The sequence below is a fragment of the Terriglobus sp. TAA 43 genome, assembly GCF_000800015.1.
GTDB lineage: Bacteria > Acidobacteriota > Terriglobia > Terriglobales > Acidobacteriaceae > Terriglobus.
Map to the genome: position 1 here is coordinate 1,452,144 of NZ_JUGR01000001.1, position 19,031 is coordinate 1,471,174.

Below are 19,031 nucleotides of genomic sequence, written 5' to 3' on the forward strand. Positions count from 1 at the left end.
CCATACACTGTCGCGTGGCAGTCGTGTCTCGTGCCAGACGTAGAAGTCTCGGCGCATCGGGCTCTCTGTTTTCAAGAAATATTTAAACGTCTGAAAAGAGATCTTCTGATTGCCGCCGCCGCGTCATAACATTCTCTTCGCGTTTCGGCATGAACTAACTTCTCAGCGCATCGCTTTCCAACCCACACCATGAAGACATCATCCACCTGGCCAAGGACCGGGATAAAGTTTGGTATTAACTGGATAGGGGAACAGAGATACATTACGGGAAGGAACAGCACCCCCCTGGCATACCATGGCGTTCCCGGATGACGCAGCAAGCGATAAAGGAAAATCACATCCAGAACTAAGATGCCAGCATGCGAAATTAATTTACTCGTAATTGCCACTAGAACGGGGCGCGCTTCTTCTGTACCTTGTTCACGTTCTGCCTCTTTCATATCGATGTCGGCAGCCGCGACATCGATATGGAACGATTGTTCTGATTTCTGCGCGGTCACGTCGGGAAGTATCTCCGGCATGTATGAAAACTGGGCAGGGATCAATGTCTCAATAGGCGATGAGCTTAACAAACTCACTGGCATTCTCCCCGGCCTGGTTCGCAGGCAAACGCTGTTTCAGGAGGTTGAGTCGTAGACGTATCCGCAGAAAACCATTTCAACGTTACGAAAACCAAAGAACGCTGACGCTTTCGTATATGTGAATATGACCTGCATCTATGACCAATCCGCAAACAGTTTTCGCTATTCATCCGTGGTGCCGCAATTGGACTTTGGTCCCAATCGTTGTAGTGCTGCCGCCCATTACTGCTACATAAACAAAACAGTGTTTGCATAAAGTGCCAGCTGCAATGCCCGCAAACTATCGCGGAAGCGTGATTTTCCCATCGAGCTAGTTTTTATATAGGCCCAAGGTCCAATTGCTCTACTGCCCACACGCGACTTAGAGTCCACTTCAGGCGAAGCCATGCTCATGCAGTAGGGTTTCTACGCCAATCCAAAGATTTATGGAGAGAACTAACATGCCCGAAGCCAAGAAGCCGAACATTATCTTGTTAGTGACCGATGACACAGGATGGGGAGATCTGGGTGCCTACGGAGGTGGAGAAGGACGAGGCATGCCCACGCCGAACTTTGACAGGCTGGCGGAAGAGGGCATGACATTCTTTTCTTTCTATGGCCAGCCTAGCTGTACCCCCGGACGTGCGGCCATCATCACCGGTCGCATCCCGAATCGTAGCGGAATGACCACAGTAGCCTTCCAGGGACAGGGAGGAGGCTTGCCGGCGGCAGAATGGACAATTGCTTCCGTGTTGAAGACCGCTGGCTATCAGACCTTCTTCACCGGCAAATGGCATCTTGGCGAAGACGACTCTGCGCTGCCCAATGCCCATGGGTTCGATGAGATGAAGTACTGCGGCCTGTACCATCTGAACGCATATACATATGCCGACCCAACCTGGTTCCCTGACATGGGAGACAAGCTGCGGGCCATGTTTGCCAAGGTCACAAAGGGCGCGCTGTCCGGCAAGGCTGGCGAGAAACCCAAAGAAGAATTCAAAATTAATGGGCAATATGTCGACACCCCAGAAAAGGGAGTAGTAGGAATCCCATTCTTTGATGGGTATGTGGAGAAGGCTGCGATAGATTATCTCGACCAGGCAGGTAAGTCCGACAAGCCGTTCTTCATGAACATTAATTTCATGAAGGTACATCAGCCGAATCTGCCGCACCCGGACTACATCGGAAAATCGCTGTCGAAGAGCAAGTTCGCCGACTCGGTGGTGGAGATGGATGCGCGTGTGGGACGCATCATGGACAAGGTACGTGAACTGGGGATCAGCGAAAATACCATCATCTTCTGGACGACGGACAATGGCGCCTGGCAAGATGTGTATCCAGACGCGGGATATACACCGTTCCGCGGCACGAAAGGTACGGTCCGCGAAGGCGGAGCTCGCGTCCCTGCCATTGTGTGGGCGCCGGGCAGGATCAAGCCTGGGACCAAGAACCACGACCTTCTGGGAAGCCTCGACTTGATGGCAACGTTTGCTGCAATCGCAGGCGTGAAACTTCCGACAAAGGACCGTGAAGACAAGCCGATCATCTTCGACAGTATCGACATGTCGCCTGTTTGGTTTGGAACTGGAAAGTCGAAGCGCATCTCCTGGTTCTACTTCACGGAAAGCGAACTAAGTCCCGGCGCAGCGCGAGTCGGCAACTACAAGGCCGTCTTCAACCTGCGCGGCGACAACGGCATGGCCACTGGAGGCCTGGCCGTGGACTCCAACCTGGGCTGGAAGGGTCCCGAAAGTTACGTGGCGACAGTTCCGCAGGTTTTTGATCTGTGGCAGGACCCACAGGAGCGATACGACATCTTCATGAACAGTTACACTGAACGTACCTGGACGTTGGTCGTAATCAATGAGGCAATATCAGAACTCATGAAGACGTACATACAGTTTCCGCCCCGTAAGATCCAGAGCGAAACGTACACGGGCCCAATCACGATCCAGCAGTACGAGAGGTTTGCGCATATTCGGGAATCTCTTGCGACGAGTGGAATCGCTATCCCGCTACCAACCGGAAATTAACCGAATTTCTCTGGGTATATCCCACCCAAGGAAATGCAATCAAGAAGTATGGCCACTCTTCGAAGGGTGGCCATATTTCTTGATTGTTATTTATAGGGAGAATACACACTAAGCGTTCGTGGCTTACGAACTACCCATCGGAAAACCGATGTGGCTCATGCCACTATCAATCATCTGTGGTCGGCGGGCTGCAACGACTGCGACAAGCTGATTAAATTCTTCGGAGATATGCGAACGACGCCTCCACGTGGACTGTCGATATCTGCGATGAGAAAGAATGAAATGGAGGCAATCAAAGGCAGAGCCAGTATGAGGAAGGTGCGTCTATTCGAGCTTCGTAGGCCGTAACCCATTAACAGATTGCTTCCAATACCAATGGCCAACATCAGAGCCCATGCCTCAACAGGAATGCGATCCCACCACGCAGCCTGCGTATAGCCTTGGCTATTCAGTACGTCGTTCATGCCGGCGACGGCTAATGCAGAAACCGGCGTGGGCTGTGTTTGGACAGGCGCCTGGACGGCGGACCATAGCTCAGTCTGTAGCTGCACGGTACGTGCATTGATCGGTATAAGCTGTCTCGCACTACGGGCTTCATAAAACAAGATTCTTTGGTTCACATAATCGGTCAGCAACTGCTTGACCTTTACAGCGTCTGCGGCAGGAAGAAGATCCGCGCGGACATATTCGGTCCCGATAGCATTTGCCTCAGCTTCTTCATAATTCATGCGCTGATCGTAACGGCCGGTTGCCATAGAAAACGTAAATCCGACAATTAGGCCAAAGAGAGTAAATGAGGCAGTCCGAATCAAATCGAGGTCATGACGGACATTGTCGTCAACGTTTCCCTGACGCGAGTGGAGAAGAAAACCAAGCCGAGCCGATAGCCACAGGATGACAAGTGAGCCGAAAAAAACGAGCAAAGGATAGTTCAAAAGATTCCTCATGTACTTGCTTCCTCTCTATCTGGGGATGCGTCGAGATGGATTCCATCACCGCGTGCGTATCTACTTCACCGCATCCATCAATGCTTTGATCACGGTCATGAACGGTATTTCGGTGAGTACTACTGGGAGGATTGGTATCCCGACTGTGAGAATCAAGCCAAGGATTGCCATATGGTCGACCGGAAAGGGCTTCAGCTTCTCGACATTCTCATAGCTGCTTGCATAGTCCGTAAGCGCACTAATATCCGCTGAATCGAGGAATTCGCCCTCATGACCGGCCCGACGGAGTATCCACTTCTTATGAAAATCAACGCTGTGAATCTGGCCCAGAGTCCCATATTGGAGGATTCCTTGCCGGCGAAGACGTATTAACCGCGGAACAAAAAACACCAACGGAGCTGCAGCAACGAAAATGCTAATCAGGACCAGGACAATCGCTTGGACCTTAAAATCCATAAGGTGCGCATTATGGTGCAGGATCTCGCTCCGCCATGTAGCGCCGATTGCGGCTGTGGTGACGAAGATTGTCGGGGAGAGTGCCAGCGGTGTCATTCCCAGGAAACCTATTCCACCATGTTGATCAGGATGGGTTGGAACAAGTTGTAGCTTCAAACGTGCAAGACGAAAGAGAAAGCAAATCCAGATGCACCACTTCCATAAACTAACTCCCCAAAGGAATTGGTACAGCGGGTGACCTACCAGGGCATAATAGTAGCCCGCTACCGAAAGAACAGATCCAGACCCCGGGGCTGCAAGCACCCAAGGCTGTGCAATGTTTATTCGGGTTACAAGTATATTGACGACGTGGACATAGGCGCCGGCAGCAATCACGATCTCCGCAAAGGCAGAGTTTCGCAGACGAACGAGCCAGGATAATGTGATGTCCATCTTGGCCTCTTCTGAAGGAGCCAGGAGGGCAGCGTCACGAATTTGATAAATGATCAGCCGGAACGCATTTTCCATAATGACTTGCCCTGCCAACAGCACAGGCAGAGCGATCAACATGCGTGTGTTGACGGTGTAGTCGCTTAGAAGACTGCCGATGGCGGATGGTTGAAAAACAAGGGTAATAATAACCAGCGGAATCCAGGCTACACCGATCACGATTGCTACTCGACGTCCAAGGTTCCAGCGCTGCGAACTGAGAAGATTGAAGGATTCCTGTCCGCGATAGAAGGGACCGCCGCGTATCAAGGAGACTTCACGAGCCCAGATCGCAGCCCATGATTCCTCTGATTGCCAAGTCGCTGTATCCCACTGATCCATATCGCTCCTAGACTACGGACGATATTTTGTACGAGGTGAGCAGGCAATTGGACCAAGGTCCTATTGTTTCAGCCAAACCACGAGTCGATAGTGATCAGAAGAAAGCAGTCGCCGAATGACAACGCAAACAATTATCGTTTTGGCCCTCAAAGTGAGCATCATGCTCACCGTATTCGGCTTTGGGTTAGAAGCAGACCATAAAGATATCCTCTATGTATTTCGAAGGCCCGGGCTGCTGGCACGGTCGTTGACGTCAATGTTCCTGGTCATGCCGATATTTGCCCTTCTGTTTACTCACTTCGTCTCACTCAACCCGCCCGTCGTTATTGCTCTCATTACTCTTTCCATATCCCCAGTACCGCCAATTCTTCCCAAGAGAGTAAAGAAAGCTGGCGGCCTGACGCCTTTTGGATTGGGACTGATGGTTACAGCCGCGTCGTTGTCCATCGTTTATATTCCGGCGGCGGTGTATCTGCTTGGAAAGTACTTCGGGCGTCCCTTTGCCATGGGACTCATCCCTGTGGCCAAACTGGTGGGTATTTCCATTTTGCTGCCGCTGGCCCTAGGCATGCTCGTTCGTGTGTGGGCGCCAAATCTCGCGGGCCGCCTCACAAGGCCGGCTATTCGTATCGGCGGAATCATATTGATTCTCGGTGCGCTTTGTCTCCTAACGGTCGCTCTCCCCGCCGTCTGGTCGCTGATTGGCAATGGGACAATTTTGGCTTTCCTCTGTTTTGTAGCCGTAGGTCTGGCCGCTGGCCATATTCTTGGTGGCCCGGATCCTGAACAGCGTGTATCGCTCGCGCTCTGCACCGCTTGTAGACATCCCGCGCTTGCGCTCGCGATCGCTATGACCAATATTCCTAAAGAGCACCTTGTTCTGGCCGCAATCGTTCTCTACTTACTACTTAACATCGTGTTTACGATCCCTTATGTCGCATGGCAGCGTAAAAAGCGGATTGGGGCTCCACAGGACGCCAGCGTGGCGTAACGATCAAGATCTTGGGACGGCCAGGAGTTCTGACTGAAGAAAGCCCGCAGACCGCAATCGATCCACCAGCCTGACCACATCCGGCAGAGAATCCGCGCCCAGTTTCTGCATCACATGGGCGCGCTGAGCCTTCACCGTTTTCTCTGTAGTTCCCAGTTCGTATCCCACCTGCTTGTTTAGAAGACCCTGGACGATACGAAGACAGACTTGGCGCTCTCTTAATGTGAGGCTGGCGAACGCCATATGATCTCTGCGGATACTGTCGCGTTTGCGCTTTGCTTGTTCCGAAAGAGACAGTGCCGTTTGCACGGATGCGAGCAACTGATGGTCGTCAAATGGCTTCAGCAGAAAATCCACCGCACCGCCCTTGAGTGCCCGCAGTGAACTTTCGACATCCGCGTGACCGCTCATGAAAACAATGGGAGGACCATCGGCGTTACGAGAGATGATCTCCTGCACATCCAACCCATCGACCTTAGAGAGCCTAAGATCGAGCAGGACGCATGCTGGTACGGGCGGCAACACTCGATTAATAAATTGAGCTGGGTGGGCGTAGGTTTCAACACCATATTCGTACGCCCTCAACAACCGCGACATGGCACGGCAAAGACTCGAGTCATCATCGACGATATGGACAGTGCAATCCGTCATCGTTCCCTACCCTCGTTTGTTTCGGAGTGGCAATCGCCATTCCTGAGCAGGACTATAAGACGAAATCGTCTGTCGCTTAGCTGGCAGAATCAACAGTAGGGCTGAATGAAAACGATAAGCTGATTTTCTTCAAAGGGCTTGGTTAACAGCAAGATACCGTTATGATGTTCGGGAAAATCGGATTCTATATGAGCAGTTATTAAAATCCTGAGACACCTGGACTGAGCACATCGAGGCCGGTCGCTGAGCGAAAACCCACTCATCTCTTCCATCTCGACCTGTACTATTTGACAGTCCATCTGAGAAAACGGGATCACTCAGGGCAGCTTCAGGGTGCCACAAGTGACGCAACACTTAAGGAATGCAGCGTTTGCTTGAGTTGGACCTTAGACTCAGGGAGCTAAGCTGAACCTCTACAACCTATAGAAGAGGAAAGACTGCAGAACTATACTCATGGCCATGCCAAGGTTCGTTTCGCAGTGCATGTCCATCGTTGCCGCTGTGACACCAGGAACATTTATAGCCACAGCTCTAAACTCTCAGCAGGCCCATCAAAATTATCTTGTTAGTCTATTGCTCCTAGTGATGGTGGCGGGATGCTTCCTTCTGTATCGATTGTTCAAATGGAGAAGGCGGCACGCCTCCGAGGCCTTGCATGACAGCGAAGTGCTCAAAGAAGCCGTCCTGAACTTGATACAAGGCGATGTGGCTGTGCTAGACCGTTACGGCGTGATTCTCGAAGTAAACCGACGTTGGACCGAATTTTCCGAGAGAACTGACATCCCATCGCCCACCGACGTTAAAGTCGGGACGAATTATCTGCGCGCGCCCCGAAAGGATGTTGGCAGAGAGGAGGCATCGACCGTGTTAGCGGGGGTCCAGGACGTACTGGATGGCTCGCGAAATACATTCGAAAGTGAATGCTCTTGCTCATCACCTGTCGAAACGCGATGGTTTCGCATTACCGCGGTGCAACTATCCCGACCTAGTGGTGGCGCACTCGTCATTCATTTCGATATCACGGAATGTAAGCGGGCAGAGTTGGAGAGAAAACAATTACAGGAGGAGGCCGCTTTTCTAAATCGCGCCACCGAGATGGGGCAATTGGCGGCTACACTCGCGCATGAACTGGCACAACCGATGGCCGCGATCCTGACAAACGCGCAGGCTGCGTTACGGATTGCGTCGAAAGCTGAACCGGATCTGGCCGAGATCTGCGCAGCGCTGCACGATGTAGTTGAGGACGATCAGAGAGCGCGTACCGTACTCAACAATGTTCGAGCCCTGCTTAAGAAACAACCTGTAACACTGCACAAGATAAGTCTGAATAAGGTTGTCACAGACGTGACTCTCATGATCAGAAGTTTGGCACAGGCGCACAGCATCCAAATCGAAACAGCATTGCCGACAGAAGACGTCTATGCGTTTGGAGATGAGATTCCTCTACAGCAGGTGCTCCTCAACTTGGCTACCAACGCAATAGACGCAATGAGTGAAGCACCGATAGAACGAAGGATTCTTACCCTTAGGCTTGCAGTGCATGCCGCAGTCAACAATGCCTCGATTATGGTGGAGGATCAAGGGCCAGGAGTTCGAACAGCGATTCGGGAAAGTCTTTTTCAACCCTTTGTTACAACGAAGAAGGATGGACTTGGCATGGGTTTGGCAATTTGTCGGCGTATTCTCGATACCCTCGGCGGCTCGATTGAATTGCAAGACAGTGCGGCGGGCGGCGCAACATTCCAGGTTGATTTACCGTTGGCTCCATAGAGTTATCGATCTGGCATAACTCAAACGGTTTAGACCCGTTCTACGACCAAGGTCCAATTGATTCCGAATGGCGAGTACCTGAGAATCCTGCCAACAGAGTGGTGAACATCCAGGGATCAAAGCAATGGAAGAAATTCTCAAAAGCTTCTGGGGTATCGCGGCGACAATCGTGGAGGGTGCAGCAGCGTTTTTGATTACCCTCGGAGCGGCTCAAGCATTCGTGATGTCCATATGGCGCTTTCGCGCGGCGACACGCGAAAAGATGCAAATATGGATGCACTTCGCGACGTGGCTATTGTTGGGACTGGAATTCGAACTTGCAGCCGATGTAATCCGCACCGCAATTGCCCCGACATGGTCCGACATTGGTCAGCTGGCCGCAATCGCCGCTATTCGAACGTTCCTCAGCTATTTTCTCGATGAAGATATCGAAAAGGTTAATACTTCCAGAGAAGACTTTCGCCCACAGGAAGGCACGCTGGACAAAACCTCCTCTATCTAATTTTTGGCACCATCATTTTCTCTATATGTGCCACGAACCGAGATACGTGTTTCTTAGAAAGCAGGAGGACGTAATGGATAGTTCGGTGCCAATGCTCAACAGCAATCAGTTGGCTTCAGACCGCACATGGCTAGCATATGAACGAACACTGATGGCGTGGATAAGGACCGCGACGTCAATGATCAGCTTCGGATTTACAATCTACAAGTTTTTTGAAGAACGTCCGCCAAATCCTCACGCTCTCTTGAGCTCAAGAGATTTCGCCATACTGATGATTAGTTTTGGCCTTATCGCCCTGACTCTTGCAACAATTCAGCACGTACGTGAAATCACGTCTCTCAAGGGTCAGGAAAGCAGAACACATTTTTCGATTGCTTTGGTACTTTCTATCTTGATCGCATTGCTGGGGGCAATCGCACTGATATCGATTTTGCACCGCGAATGATACTGCCTATCAAGATGCCAACTTAGAAATTCCACACATTTAACAGTGCTTGGCGTTCGGATTGTCAAATGTATCGACATTATCCGCATCACTACGATCGATGCAGGCGAAATCCTTTTCAATTGTGATCTGCAACATCTCGCCCCCGTAAACGACTTGTTCGGCATACAAGCCGACGGCGCTATTGTCCTTTGCCCACCCAACAATATCCTCTGTGGGCGCAGTGACACGAATAGAAAGGCCATCTTGTTCCGCCATGATCACTCTGTAATGAGAGCCGTGTTCTATCGAGTAGGACAATCGACCAGCAGGATTACTGATACTTAATAGCGTGTGCGATTCGATTCTTCCCTCCTCCGCCAACGCTTGGACTTCGCTCCTTAGCAGGCGGAAACGTATGGAATTATCTTTGATTCTCAATTTCATACGATGCAACACTCTCCTAAAGATGCTTTTGGAACTTGTAGTTCAGCTCGAAGTAGCCGTAGTTCGAATCGCGATTACAGCGATAGATCGCAGCAATCACTGTCTTCCCATAAGCATGAGCATAATAGGCCGACAGTGATATTTGAGAGTAACGACATGGTCCGTACTCATGTCGAAGAGTGAGAAGGAGGCCGTCCCGTGTAGCCAAACACTTTGCGATCAAACGCTCTCCGTCTCCCTGATACCCCATGTATCACCTTCAGCTGAACCCAGGGCGAGCTGAAAGTATCGCGGTGGAGATCTCCACATCACCGAAAATTTTAGGCCTTCTCTTTTAAAGAGTTAGGCTCTCTTTGCACATTTGTGGGTGCATCTGTGACTTGACGGCGACCGGCATCGATAGGCGAATATATGGCGAAGACGCCATGCCCTCCCCCAACACAATCCGGGTGCAAATCGAAGCCGCTTTAGCTTCCAGAATCCCCTCTGCACTGACACCTCCGCCGAAGATCATCCGGCCAACCAGCCCCGTCGGAATTGCTGCGCTGGATGATCTTATTGGTGGAGGTTTCCCAGTTGGCGCCGTGACGGAACTCGTGGGCGAAGAATGCACGGGGAGGACATCGGTCGCTCTTTCGTTCCTCGCATCAATCACGGCTACTGGAAAGGTTTGCGCATGGATCGATGTATCTGACACTCTCCATCCCGCTTCTGCAGCTTCGGTAGGTGTCGATCTCAAGCGCCTGCTCTGGGTGCGGTGTGGTGCACGGGAACGCATAGCTGTTAAGGAGACGAAACAATTCTCCTTGACTGCGGCCTGCTTTGCTCCGAAGGTTGTGACAAAGGGATTGCATGGCGGTGGGCATGGAACGCATCCACGCTCTGAAGCGAAGAGACTTTCTGCTGCTGTGGATCGATTCCTGAGTGACGAAGTCGTAGCTGCCCGATGTGCTGAGCCGATCGCGAAGCCTCGGCCTATTCCGCGGACATTCGAATCAAGCCTGACACCCGCAACAACCACAAAGCCAATACGCCGCCGTGCCCGTACCTACGATGCGATCGAACAGGCAATGCGAGCGACTGATCTCCTGATTCAGACGGGAGGTTTTAGTGCGATTGTGCTGGACCTTGGTGGCGTTGCACCGGAGTACGCCGTAAAGATCGAACTATCGACGTGGCATCGCTACCGCCTGGCAGCGGAACAAACGCAGTCCAGCATTCTTCTCCTCTCGCAATATCCCTGTGCGAAAAGCAGTTCTGAGTTGCAGTTGCGTTTGCATCCGATGGATGACCTCCGTGAAGAGGGAACGGTATTCACAGGACTCAATACGCGTGTGGAGGTATTGCGTCAGCGATTCGCGCAGACCCCTTCGAATGTCATTCCCATGCGTAAACCTCCGCAACGAGCGACAGAAGCTGGCTGGCAACAACGCACGAGTTGGGTGGGGAAGAAATGAAGATGCCTCCTGAACTCTATGTGTGCGTCTACGCGCGGGAGTTTCCTGCGCAAGCGTTGCTTCGCCTTCGACCGGAATTGCATGAGAGACCGTGTGTGATCGTCGAAGGAGAAGCACCGCAACAAGCCATATGCGGATTCAATACGCGCGCCAGACTTCTAGGTCTTCAATGTGGGATGACAAGAGTTGAGATAGACACTTTCGAAGGCGTCACAGTCCTGGATCGGTCCCTACGCACTGAAGATGCTGTGCGAACGATTCTCCTAGAGTGTGCAGGAAGTTTCTCGCCGCGTATGGAAGACCGCAGTGTCGACGGCATTTTCATCTGTGTTCTGGATGCATCGGGAACGGAAAGTCTCTTCGGGCCACCACTCATGCTTGGCAAGCAGCGTCGACAACGGCTCCGGGCAATCGGTATCTCAGCATCAATCACAGTCAGTTCGAACTTCCATACTGCGATCTGTCTCGCTAGGAGTTTGAGTGGCGGAATTCCGATTCAGGTAGTACATCGAGGAGATGAAGCGAAAGCAATGTCTGTTCTTCCGCTGTCAGTGCTCGACATGAGCGAAACACAAGAAGAGACATTTCGTACTTGGGGCATTCGCACTGTCGGTGCATTATCGGCTCTGCCGGAGAAGTCACTGATTTCGCGAGTTGGGCAAGATGGAAAACGCCTACTTCAACTGGCGCGGGGAGAACATCCACATCTCCTGCAGCCAATTGATGTGCCGTTCATTCTGGAAGAACAAAGGGAACTGGATTCGCCACTCGATGACTTGGAGTCATTGCTCTTTGGCCTCTCCACAATGATGGAGCAGTTGATTCTGCGAGCGAAGTCACGTGTCTACGCTCTGGCGTCGATCACAATCACTCTGTATCTCGAAGATGGTGGAAAGTACGAACGTACCGTGAATCCGCGCGTTCCCACAAATGACAAGCAGCTTTGGTTAAAGCTGCTTCATCTCGATCTACATAACCATCCTCCACAAGCTTCGATCCTGAGAGTTCATCTGCACGCAGAACCGGGTCCCACCAGCAAAGTACAGCTTGGTCTCTTTTCACCACAATTGCCGGAGCCGGGAAGATTGGACATCACACTGGCTCGTATCACTGCCATTGTTGGCGAAGGCAATGTCGGACAAGCCGTTCTCGACGACACGCGGCGCTCAGATGACTTCCATATTGAACCTTTTGTAATTGTGTCTACCGAGCCACTTCCCTTCACCGCCACAGAGCGCTTGTGTCTGCGCGTGTTGCGCCCCGCCGAACGGACAACGGTTGCTGTGAGATTGGGACGCCCCTGCGAGATCTACTTCCGCTCTCGTCGTTATGCGGTGGAGAAAGCCTACGGCCCCTGGCTGAATGGTGGCGATTGGTGGAACGAAGCTATCTGGGGCAATGAACAGTGGGATGTGATCGCGAGATCCAAAGACAACGCATTTCTCGCATGCAGACTCGCGAGAGATTTCGTTCAAAACGAGTGGCGTATGGAAGGTCTGTATGACTGATCGCTACATCGAGCTCCATTCGGCAAGCGCATTCTCGTTCCTTGAAGGAGGATCCCAACCGGAAGCGCTCGCCGAGCGTGCATTTGCGCTTGAAATGCCGGCACTGGCACTCATGGATCGCAATGGCTTTTACGGCTCGGCTCGGTTTCACAAGATCGCGTCAGAGAACAAGATCACCGCGCATGTAGGGGCTGAAGTGGCAGTCACGGGTTTTGGACAACGACTCGTTCCACCTGTATGGCTTCCTCATCAACACGTACCCGAGCCAGTTCGTCTCCCACTGCTTTGTGAAACGCGCGAGGGCTATCAGAACCTATGCCAACTCATTACACGCTTCAAAATGCGAGAACCCACGAAGCTGGAAGGCGCCGCCAAGCCTGGGGATTTTGAAGAGTACGGGCGAGGACTGATTTGCCTAACCGGTGGCGATGAAGGACCGCTAGCTGCTGCACTCATGCGAGGTGGTGAATCGGCAGGTCGCGAGACAGTCGAACAACTCGTTCGCATCTTCGGTCCGAACAATGTCTACGTTGAGTTGCAACGTCACCGAGAGCGCGCAGAGGAATGGAGGAATCAGGCTGCGATCCGAATCGCGGAGTCGCTTAGGCTGCCAGTGCTTGCAACGAATGGGGTCCGCTACGCCACCAGGTACGACCGTGAGATCTCAGACCTTTTCACTGCGGTACGCAACCACACGCGCCTCGACGATGCCGGACGCTTGCTCGCTTCGAACAATCAACGGCATCTCCGTCCAGCGAATCGCATGGCGGCGTTGTTTCGCGATGTGCCTGGCGCAATTGAAAACACGCTGGAACTCTCTTCTCGGTTGCAATTCCAGCTCTCGGATTTGGGCTATGAATTCCCGCGCTATCCCGTACCTGATGGCGAAACAATGGATAGCTTCCTTGAGAAGCGTGTTGCAGAAGGTGTTACACGGAGATATGGACCGAACCGTGACGCTGCACTCTTAGAAAGTGCGAAGAAGCAAGTTGCACATGAACTGAAGTTGATCGCAAGGCTCGGCTTCGCTGGCTACTTCCTCATCGTTTGGGACATCGTCGAGTTTTGTAAAAAGAACGGAATTCTTATTCAGGGTCGTGGCAGTGCCGCGAATTCTGCGGTTTGCTACGCGCTGGAGATAACAGCAATCGATCCGGTTGGGATGGAATTACTCTTCGAACGCTTTCTGTCCGATAGCCGAGGCGAGTGGCCCGACATCGATCTCGACCTCCCTTCGGAAGAAAAGCGCGAGCAGGCCATCCAGTACGTGTACGAACGTTATGGTCAACTCGGCGCTGCCATGACCGCTAACGTCATCACCTATCGTGGCAAGTCAGCAGCGCGTGAAGTCGGAAAGGCGCTTGGCTTTGACCCTGAATCGCTGCAGCGCCTCTCTGGATTAGTCGCAAACTATGAGTGGAAAGGCCCGAATGACACGATGGCTCGTTCTTTTCACAATGCGGGCTTCGACGTGCAGCATCCGCGTATCGCAAAGTATCTTGAGCTCTGTATGCGGGTTCAGGATCTACCACGTCATCTCGGGCAGCACTCGGGCGGCATGGTGATCTGTCAGAACGCACTCGATAAGGTAGTTCCGCTCGAACGTGCATCGATGGCTGGGCGTACCGTGGTGCAGTGGGATAAAGAAGACTGCGCGAACCTTGGCATTATCAAGGTTGATCTGTTGGGTCTTGGCATGATGGCAGTGTTGAAAGACTGCCTTACCCTTGTGCCACAGCACTACGGAGAACCGCTCGATCTGGCGCAGCTTCCCGAGGACGAAGAGGTCTATCGCACGCTGCAACGTGCGGACACAATTGGAATGTTTCAGGTGGAGAGCCGGGCGCAGATGGCATCGTTACCGCGCAATTGTCCCAAGGAATTTTATGACCTCGTCGTACAGGTCGCAATCATCCGACCAGGTCCCATCGTAGGAAAAATGATGCATCCCTATATGCGGCGGCGCCAGGAACAAGAAAAAGTGAGCTATCCGCATCCTTCTCTTGAATCCACGTTAAAGCGAACACTCGGGGTGCCTCTCTTTCAAGAACAGTTGTTGCGCATGGCAATGGTCGTCGCAAACTTCACTGGCTCCGAGGCGGAGGAGCTGCGACGTGCAGTTGGCATGCGTCGCTCATGGGAACGCATGAAAAATCTCGAAGGAAGACTTCGTGAAGGAATGACGGCGAACGGATTGGATACCGAGACACAGGAGACGATCATCCAGAACATCAGTTCATTTGCACTGTACGGTTTTCCCGAGAGCCATGCCGCCAGCTTCGCACTGATTGCCTATGCGTCGGCCTTTATCAAAGTGAAATATCTGGCCGCGTTCACATGTGCCATGCTCAACAACCAGCCGATGGGCTTCTACAGCCCGTCAGTGCTTGTTGAAGACGCAAGGCGTCATGGCCTGCGCGTGAAACCCATCGACATCCAAAACTCCGATTGGCCCTGCTCGATTGAACATGAAGCCAATCATTCCTTATCGTTACGGCTGGGCCTCGGATACATCCGCGGACTACGAGGTCAATGTGCAGAGGCGATCGTACAAGCGCGAAGGCTCGCACGATTTACCACAGTGGATGATCTTGTCCTCCGAGTACCACAACTAAACCGCAAGGAACTATCACTTCTGGCAAATGTCGGAGCGTTGAACAGTCTCGATGGAGTGGAGCACCGAAGGGATGCACTATGGCAAATCGAACGTGCAGGTAAGCTGGAGGGGCCACTGTTGATGCAACACAGCCGATGGCTACATGAGGAGGATGCCGAGTCGCCATTGCTTCCCATGACAGGAGAAGAGCGACTGGTAGCGGATTATGCCGTCAGTAGCGTAACAACGGGACCGCATCCGATGTGGTTTCGCCGTCAGGAACTTCAACGCAAAGGCTATCTGCGTGCGGTGGATCTCGCGCAGCAGCGTAATGGGGCATATGTCCGGACTGCTGGTCTCGCAATCGCTAAGCAGCGTCCCGGCACGGCATCAGGAGTAGTGTTCCTGTCAGTTGCCGACGAAACAGGGGTTTTTAATGTCTTCGTATCCCCGGAATTCTTTGAACGGAATAGACAAGTGGTTACGCGTGCAAAGTTCATTGCAATAGAAGGCCCTCTGCAGAAAGAAGGTCCGATCATTCACGTCATGGCAAGTTCATTCAAAGAACTTTCACTCGACAGTAACGTCGGAAATCTTCAGGTGACATCTCACGATTTCCACTAACAAGGGGGCACAAATGGTGGATTTAGAACGAAGTCGGTCAAAAGAAGCCTGCACCGCGGAGACGAGCCAAGCTTACCTTGACGTGAGTCAGAAGCGTTGTGCGGTGCAGTTCGACGGTCTTTCACCAAGGTTAGTGCACGTGGAAAGCGACCACCTTTGAATTGCCAACGCCTCCGTGAATGAAGTCACCGCTCAATAACACCTCAAAATCATGGAGGCGGCCGGAACTATCCGTGGCCTGCCGGAGGACGGGGGCATAGAGCCATTCACTTGTGAGGAAGTTCACAGCTCCGTACGTCGTTCCCATGGAAGTGCCTTCCACGATCAGTACGCGGCCCTGCCCCTGGGAATTTGTTAGCAGTGCAATGTGCGTATAGTTTTTTAGATTCGGCTTAATGCGTCGATAGATGTAAGACGCCTGCTCCCCCGCTCGGGGCGATTTGTTCTGGATGGTGTACACATCCGACACGTAATCATAGTGAGCGACGAAATCCATCTCTGGCTGATACAGCGTGACCCACGGGTCAAAGCTCTCTGGTCCGATGAGGATCAGATTATTGTCGTGCGTATCCGCCACGACGATATCGCGCGCATATCGAACCTCAATGTTCTTTTCCAGCTCCGGCATTCCCATGTGTTCGGGTGCGCGAACGAGATTGGCAACGAGAGCCAGGTCAGCCATGGGTGTAACAGATCGCGTGGCCAGAGGAACGTCTGTGTGTGAGGGGGGCACGCTCGCCTTCGACTCCCTGTCGTACGTGTGGGTGGCGTACCAGTCCAATGGCACGGACTTCTGTTCCCATATGGTGAACATGTCGAGTGCGGCATCACCAGGCACAATCAAAGTCTTTCGGTCCGACGTAAACAGCGCCTGCCAGAGAGGAATGGGGCCTTTGCGTGCGACGGGAACAGAAGCGACGCGACGCTGCTGAATACAGATGTCTCCCAGAACCAAAACCGCAATACCCAGCAACGCAATCGCGAAGACGTATGGCTTTCGGCTTGGAGTCGGTGGCACAGGAACCGATGCGACTGACACAGATGGAGGCGGCGAAACCGGAGCAATAATCGCCGGAGCTTCCGAGACCTTCCTTACGGCCTGCCTCTCAACCACGGCGATGTAGCCGCCCTTCGGAATATCGATCCGGAACTCGTTTCCTGCCCCCTCGGACGAATAGTAGAGATCCAATCGCTGGCGCAGCTGCCGGACAGTCACGCGGACAATCGTGTCCTCTGAGGAGTTGTAACCAGGAGTCCGTCCGAAGACCTGGATACCGACCTGTTGCTCAGTCAGGTCTCCATGGGAGCCCCGAAGTGAGTGCGTTACTATGAACCCAAGGAGGGAACAGAGGCGCGGAGACTTGGCGAAAGAATGACTGGTTAGGACACGTTCCAGTTCCAGCAACTCTGCCGAACTTTCGGTATTTGCCACAGTCTCAGGCGTTATAGACACGTCATGCTTCTATCACCTTCCTCTTTCCACTCACAAGTGCGACCCAAGCCTTGTACGGCAATGCGCGCAATTTCGCAGCGCATTCCGACCTGTTGTTGTTGTCGATAATCCTCCCAAAATGAAGGAATAACCGGGATTTCTCGCGTGTTTCACACGTGAAACACCGTGAATCTCCTGCTGACCCTTGCCAGTGGTATGCGCGGCCCTTCAGGGTTGCACTGTTTCCATGCCTCCATATCCTTTGACCGCCTTCCCATAAATACGAAGGCCTTTTCCCCTCTTGAGAATGACGATGAACAGACGTGAATTTGTAGGTCTTTCCTCTGCCGCTCTTGCCGCCACACAGGCACGAGCCGCAATGGCATCCACATCGGCGACCGCCGACAGCCGGCCCAACTTCCTCTTCTTCATTGCGGACGATCTGATGTTCCGCACGATTAACTCCATCAACAACCCCGAAGTCCATACCCCAAACATCGACCGGCTGGTTCGCGGTGGCATCCATTTCACCCATTGCTTCCACTCCGGTTCGTGGACAGGCGCCGTCTGCATCGCCAGCCGAACAATGCTCAACACCGGGCTGTCTCCGTTCAAAGCCCAGAAGGCGCTCGTGGACAACCAGTCCGGGATGATTCCTGTGTGGGGTCAGACTTTGCGCAATGCAGGGTACCGGACATTCCAGACTGGCAAGTGGCATCTTGACGCCGTTTCCCTGCAGCGTTCGTTCAGCGATCTGAAGACGACCGGACCTGGCTATCTGGATTCCACTCACGATCCGAAAGATCCAGCCCACAACATGTACCTGCGGCCTGCGCCAGGAAACGTGTGGAGCCCGACTGACCGTTCTCTGAAAGGACACTGGCTAGACAAGCATCTTTGGCTCGATGGTCCCGAAGGTGAGACAAAGCATTCGTCCGAAGTCTATGCAGACTCCGCTATCGACTTCCTGAATGGGCAACGCGGGAAGCACGAGAAGCCTTTCTTCATGTACGTGGGCTTCAATGCACCGCATGATCCGCGACAGGCTCCTGAGGAATACCAGGCGATGTATCCGGTGGATAAGATCGCACTTCCGCCGAACTACCTTCCTCAGCACCCCTTTGATCAGGGCGACTTCCATACGCGCGACGAGCAGCTTGCTCCCTTCCCCCGGACTGAACTCGACGTGAAGACGCACCGTAAGGAGTACTACGCCATCATCACGCACATGGATGCGCAGATTGGCCGCGTGCTGGATGCACTGGACAAGAACGGACAGGCGAAGAACACCTACGTGATCCTGACCGCCGATCACGGTCTTGCCGTTGGCGAGCACGGACTGATGGGCAAGCAGAACCAGTACGAATGCTCCATGCGTATGCCTCTGATCATGCGTGGCCCTGGCATCAAGGCCGGAACGCACGTGGACGAGATGGTCTACCAGCACAGCATGTATGCCACCACCTGCGAACTGGCGGGCGTCCCCGTTCCGAAGCACGTGGAGTTCCCCAGCCTGAAACCGATGGTGCTGGGGCAGTCCATTGCGCCGCTGCACGATGCGATGTTCGGATGGCTGAACGTCATCCAGCGCTCCATCCGCACGAAGAAGCACAAGCTGATCTTCTACGTGCCCATCAAGCGTTATCAACTCTTTGACCTTGAGAACGATCCCTGGGAGATGCACGACCTCATCAACGATCCGCAATACGCGTCGGTGAAGACGGACATGATCGCAAAGCTCAAGGCCGAACAAAAACGGCTAGGCGACCCGCTGGACATTGATGCTCCGCCTGCCGTGAAAACCGGCAATTCGTACTAAGCCG

The 19,031-nt window shown here is 52.9% G+C and carries 15 protein-coding genes and 1 pseudogene; 10 read left to right on the top strand and 6 right to left on the bottom strand.

Features of this window, described 5'->3' with window-relative positions; genetic code table 11:
- Nucleotides 1-71 precede the first annotated feature (71 nt).
- Nucleotides 72-578, bottom strand: coding sequence for a YkvA family protein (locus M504_RS21735; RefSeq protein WP_198137537.1), 507 nt, complete (start codon nucleotides 576-578; stop codon nucleotides 72-74).
- Nucleotides 579-1,021: 443 nt separating this feature from the next.
- Here M504_RS21735 and M504_RS06060 point away from each other — a divergent pair, with 443 nt between their 5' ends.
- Nucleotides 1,022-2,593 (top strand): arylsulfatase, encoded by a 1,572-nt coding sequence (locus M504_RS06060; RefSeq protein ID WP_198137538.1) that lies wholly within the window; start codon nucleotides 1,022-1,024, stop codon nucleotides 2,591-2,593.
- A gap of 170 nt (nucleotides 2,594-2,763) precedes the next feature.
- Here M504_RS06060 and M504_RS06065 read toward each other — a convergent pair whose 3' ends face one another.
- Both M504_RS06065 and M504_RS06070 read right to left on the bottom strand, forming a co-directional pair.
- Nucleotides 2,764-3,528 carry a hypothetical protein gene (locus tag M504_RS06065; protein ID WP_198137539.1) on the bottom strand — a complete coding sequence of 255 codons (765 nt, stop codon included), beginning with the start codon at nucleotides 3,526-3,528 and terminating at the stop codon, nucleotides 2,764-2,766.
- 72 nt (nucleotides 3,529-3,600) lie between these two features.
- Entirely contained in the window at nucleotides 3,601-4,806 is a 1,206-nt protein-coding gene (locus M504_RS06070; protein WP_047489083.1) for a hypothetical protein, read from the bottom strand.
- A gap of 115 nt (nucleotides 4,807-4,921) precedes the next feature.
- On the opposite strand from M504_RS06070, the gene M504_RS06075 reads away from it, so the two are divergent.
- On the top strand, nucleotides 4,922-5,797 hold the full coding sequence (locus M504_RS06075; RefSeq protein WP_047489086.1) for a bile acid:sodium symporter family protein: 876 nt from the start codon (nucleotides 4,922-4,924) through the stop codon (nucleotides 5,795-5,797).
- A 3-nt stretch (nucleotides 5,798-5,800) separates the two neighbouring features.
- Here M504_RS06075 and M504_RS06080 read toward each other — a convergent pair whose 3' ends face one another.
- The gene (locus M504_RS06080) at nucleotides 5,801-6,448 is read right to left on the bottom strand and encodes a response regulator transcription factor (protein ID WP_052200463.1); all 648 of its coding nucleotides are present in this window, start codon (nucleotides 6,446-6,448) and stop codon (nucleotides 5,801-5,803) included.
- Nucleotides 6,449-6,931: 483 nt separating this feature from the next.
- Here M504_RS06080 and M504_RS06090 point away from each other — a divergent pair, with 483 nt between their 5' ends.
- From M504_RS06090 to M504_RS06100, 3 genes are all read left to right on the top strand, one after another.
- Nucleotides 6,932-8,218, top strand: a complete 1,287-nt coding sequence (locus M504_RS06090) for an ATP-binding protein (protein ID WP_198137540.1) — start codon at nucleotides 6,932-6,934, stop codon at nucleotides 8,216-8,218.
- Nucleotides 8,219-8,342: 124 nt separating this feature from the next.
- Nucleotides 8,343-8,720 carry a DUF1622 domain-containing protein gene (locus M504_RS06095; protein WP_052200464.1) on the top strand — a complete coding sequence of 126 codons (378 nt, stop codon included), beginning with the start codon at nucleotides 8,343-8,345 and terminating at the stop codon, nucleotides 8,718-8,720.
- 73 nt (nucleotides 8,721-8,793) lie between these two features.
- Nucleotides 8,794-9,165: a YidH family protein gene (locus M504_RS06100; protein WP_052200465.1), complete on the top strand. Its 372-nt coding sequence runs from the start codon at nucleotides 8,794-8,796 to the stop codon at nucleotides 9,163-9,165.
- Nucleotides 9,166-9,204: 39 nt separating this feature from the next.
- Here M504_RS06100 and M504_RS06105 read toward each other — a convergent pair whose 3' ends face one another.
- Entirely contained in the window at nucleotides 9,205-9,591 is a 387-nt protein-coding gene (locus tag M504_RS06105) for a hypothetical protein (protein ID WP_047489095.1), read from the bottom strand.
- A gap of 425 nt (nucleotides 9,592-10,016) precedes the next feature.
- On the opposite strand from M504_RS06105, the gene M504_RS06110 reads away from it, so the two are divergent.
- The 4 genes and pseudogenes from M504_RS06110 to M504_RS06120 all read left to right on the top strand — a co-directional run bounded on the left by M504_RS06110 (nucleotide 10,017) and on the right by M504_RS06120 (nucleotide 15,776).
- Complete coding sequence (locus tag M504_RS06110; protein ID WP_047489098.1) at nucleotides 10,017-11,048, top strand: ATPase domain-containing protein; 1,032 nt, start codon at nucleotides 10,017-10,019, stop codon at nucleotides 11,046-11,048.
- Between the two features lie 2 nt (nucleotides 11,049-11,050).
- Nucleotides 11,051-11,500 (top strand): annotated as a pseudogene (locus M504_RS22470) (DNA polymerase Y family protein); the annotation flags it as partial.
- A 78-nt stretch (nucleotides 11,501-11,578) separates the two neighbouring features.
- Nucleotides 11,579-12,556 carry a hypothetical protein gene (locus tag M504_RS22475; RefSeq protein WP_232296310.1) on the top strand — a complete coding sequence of 326 codons (978 nt, stop codon included), beginning with the start codon at nucleotides 11,579-11,581 and terminating at the stop codon, nucleotides 12,554-12,556.
- On the top strand, nucleotides 12,549-15,776 hold the full coding sequence (locus M504_RS06120; RefSeq protein ID WP_047489105.1) for an error-prone DNA polymerase: 3,228 nt from the start codon (nucleotides 12,549-12,551) through the stop codon (nucleotides 15,774-15,776). The genes M504_RS22475 and M504_RS06120 overlap by 8 nt, the downstream gene beginning before the upstream one ends.
- Nucleotides 15,777-15,906: 130 nt before the next feature.
- Here the strand turns inward: M504_RS06120 and M504_RS06125 are convergent, their stop codons facing one another.
- A complete protein-coding gene (locus M504_RS06125) occupies nucleotides 15,907-16,992 on the bottom strand; it encodes a hypothetical protein (RefSeq protein WP_156993580.1) in 1,086 nt (361 codons plus the stop codon).
- A gap of 529 nt (nucleotides 16,993-17,521) precedes the next feature.
- Here M504_RS06125 and M504_RS06130 point away from each other — a divergent pair.
- Nucleotides 17,522-19,027 (top strand): sulfatase-like hydrolase/transferase, encoded by a 1,506-nt coding sequence (locus M504_RS06130; RefSeq protein WP_084214391.1) that lies wholly within the window; start codon nucleotides 17,522-17,524, stop codon nucleotides 19,025-19,027.
- Nucleotides 19,028-19,031: the final 4 nt, after the last annotated feature.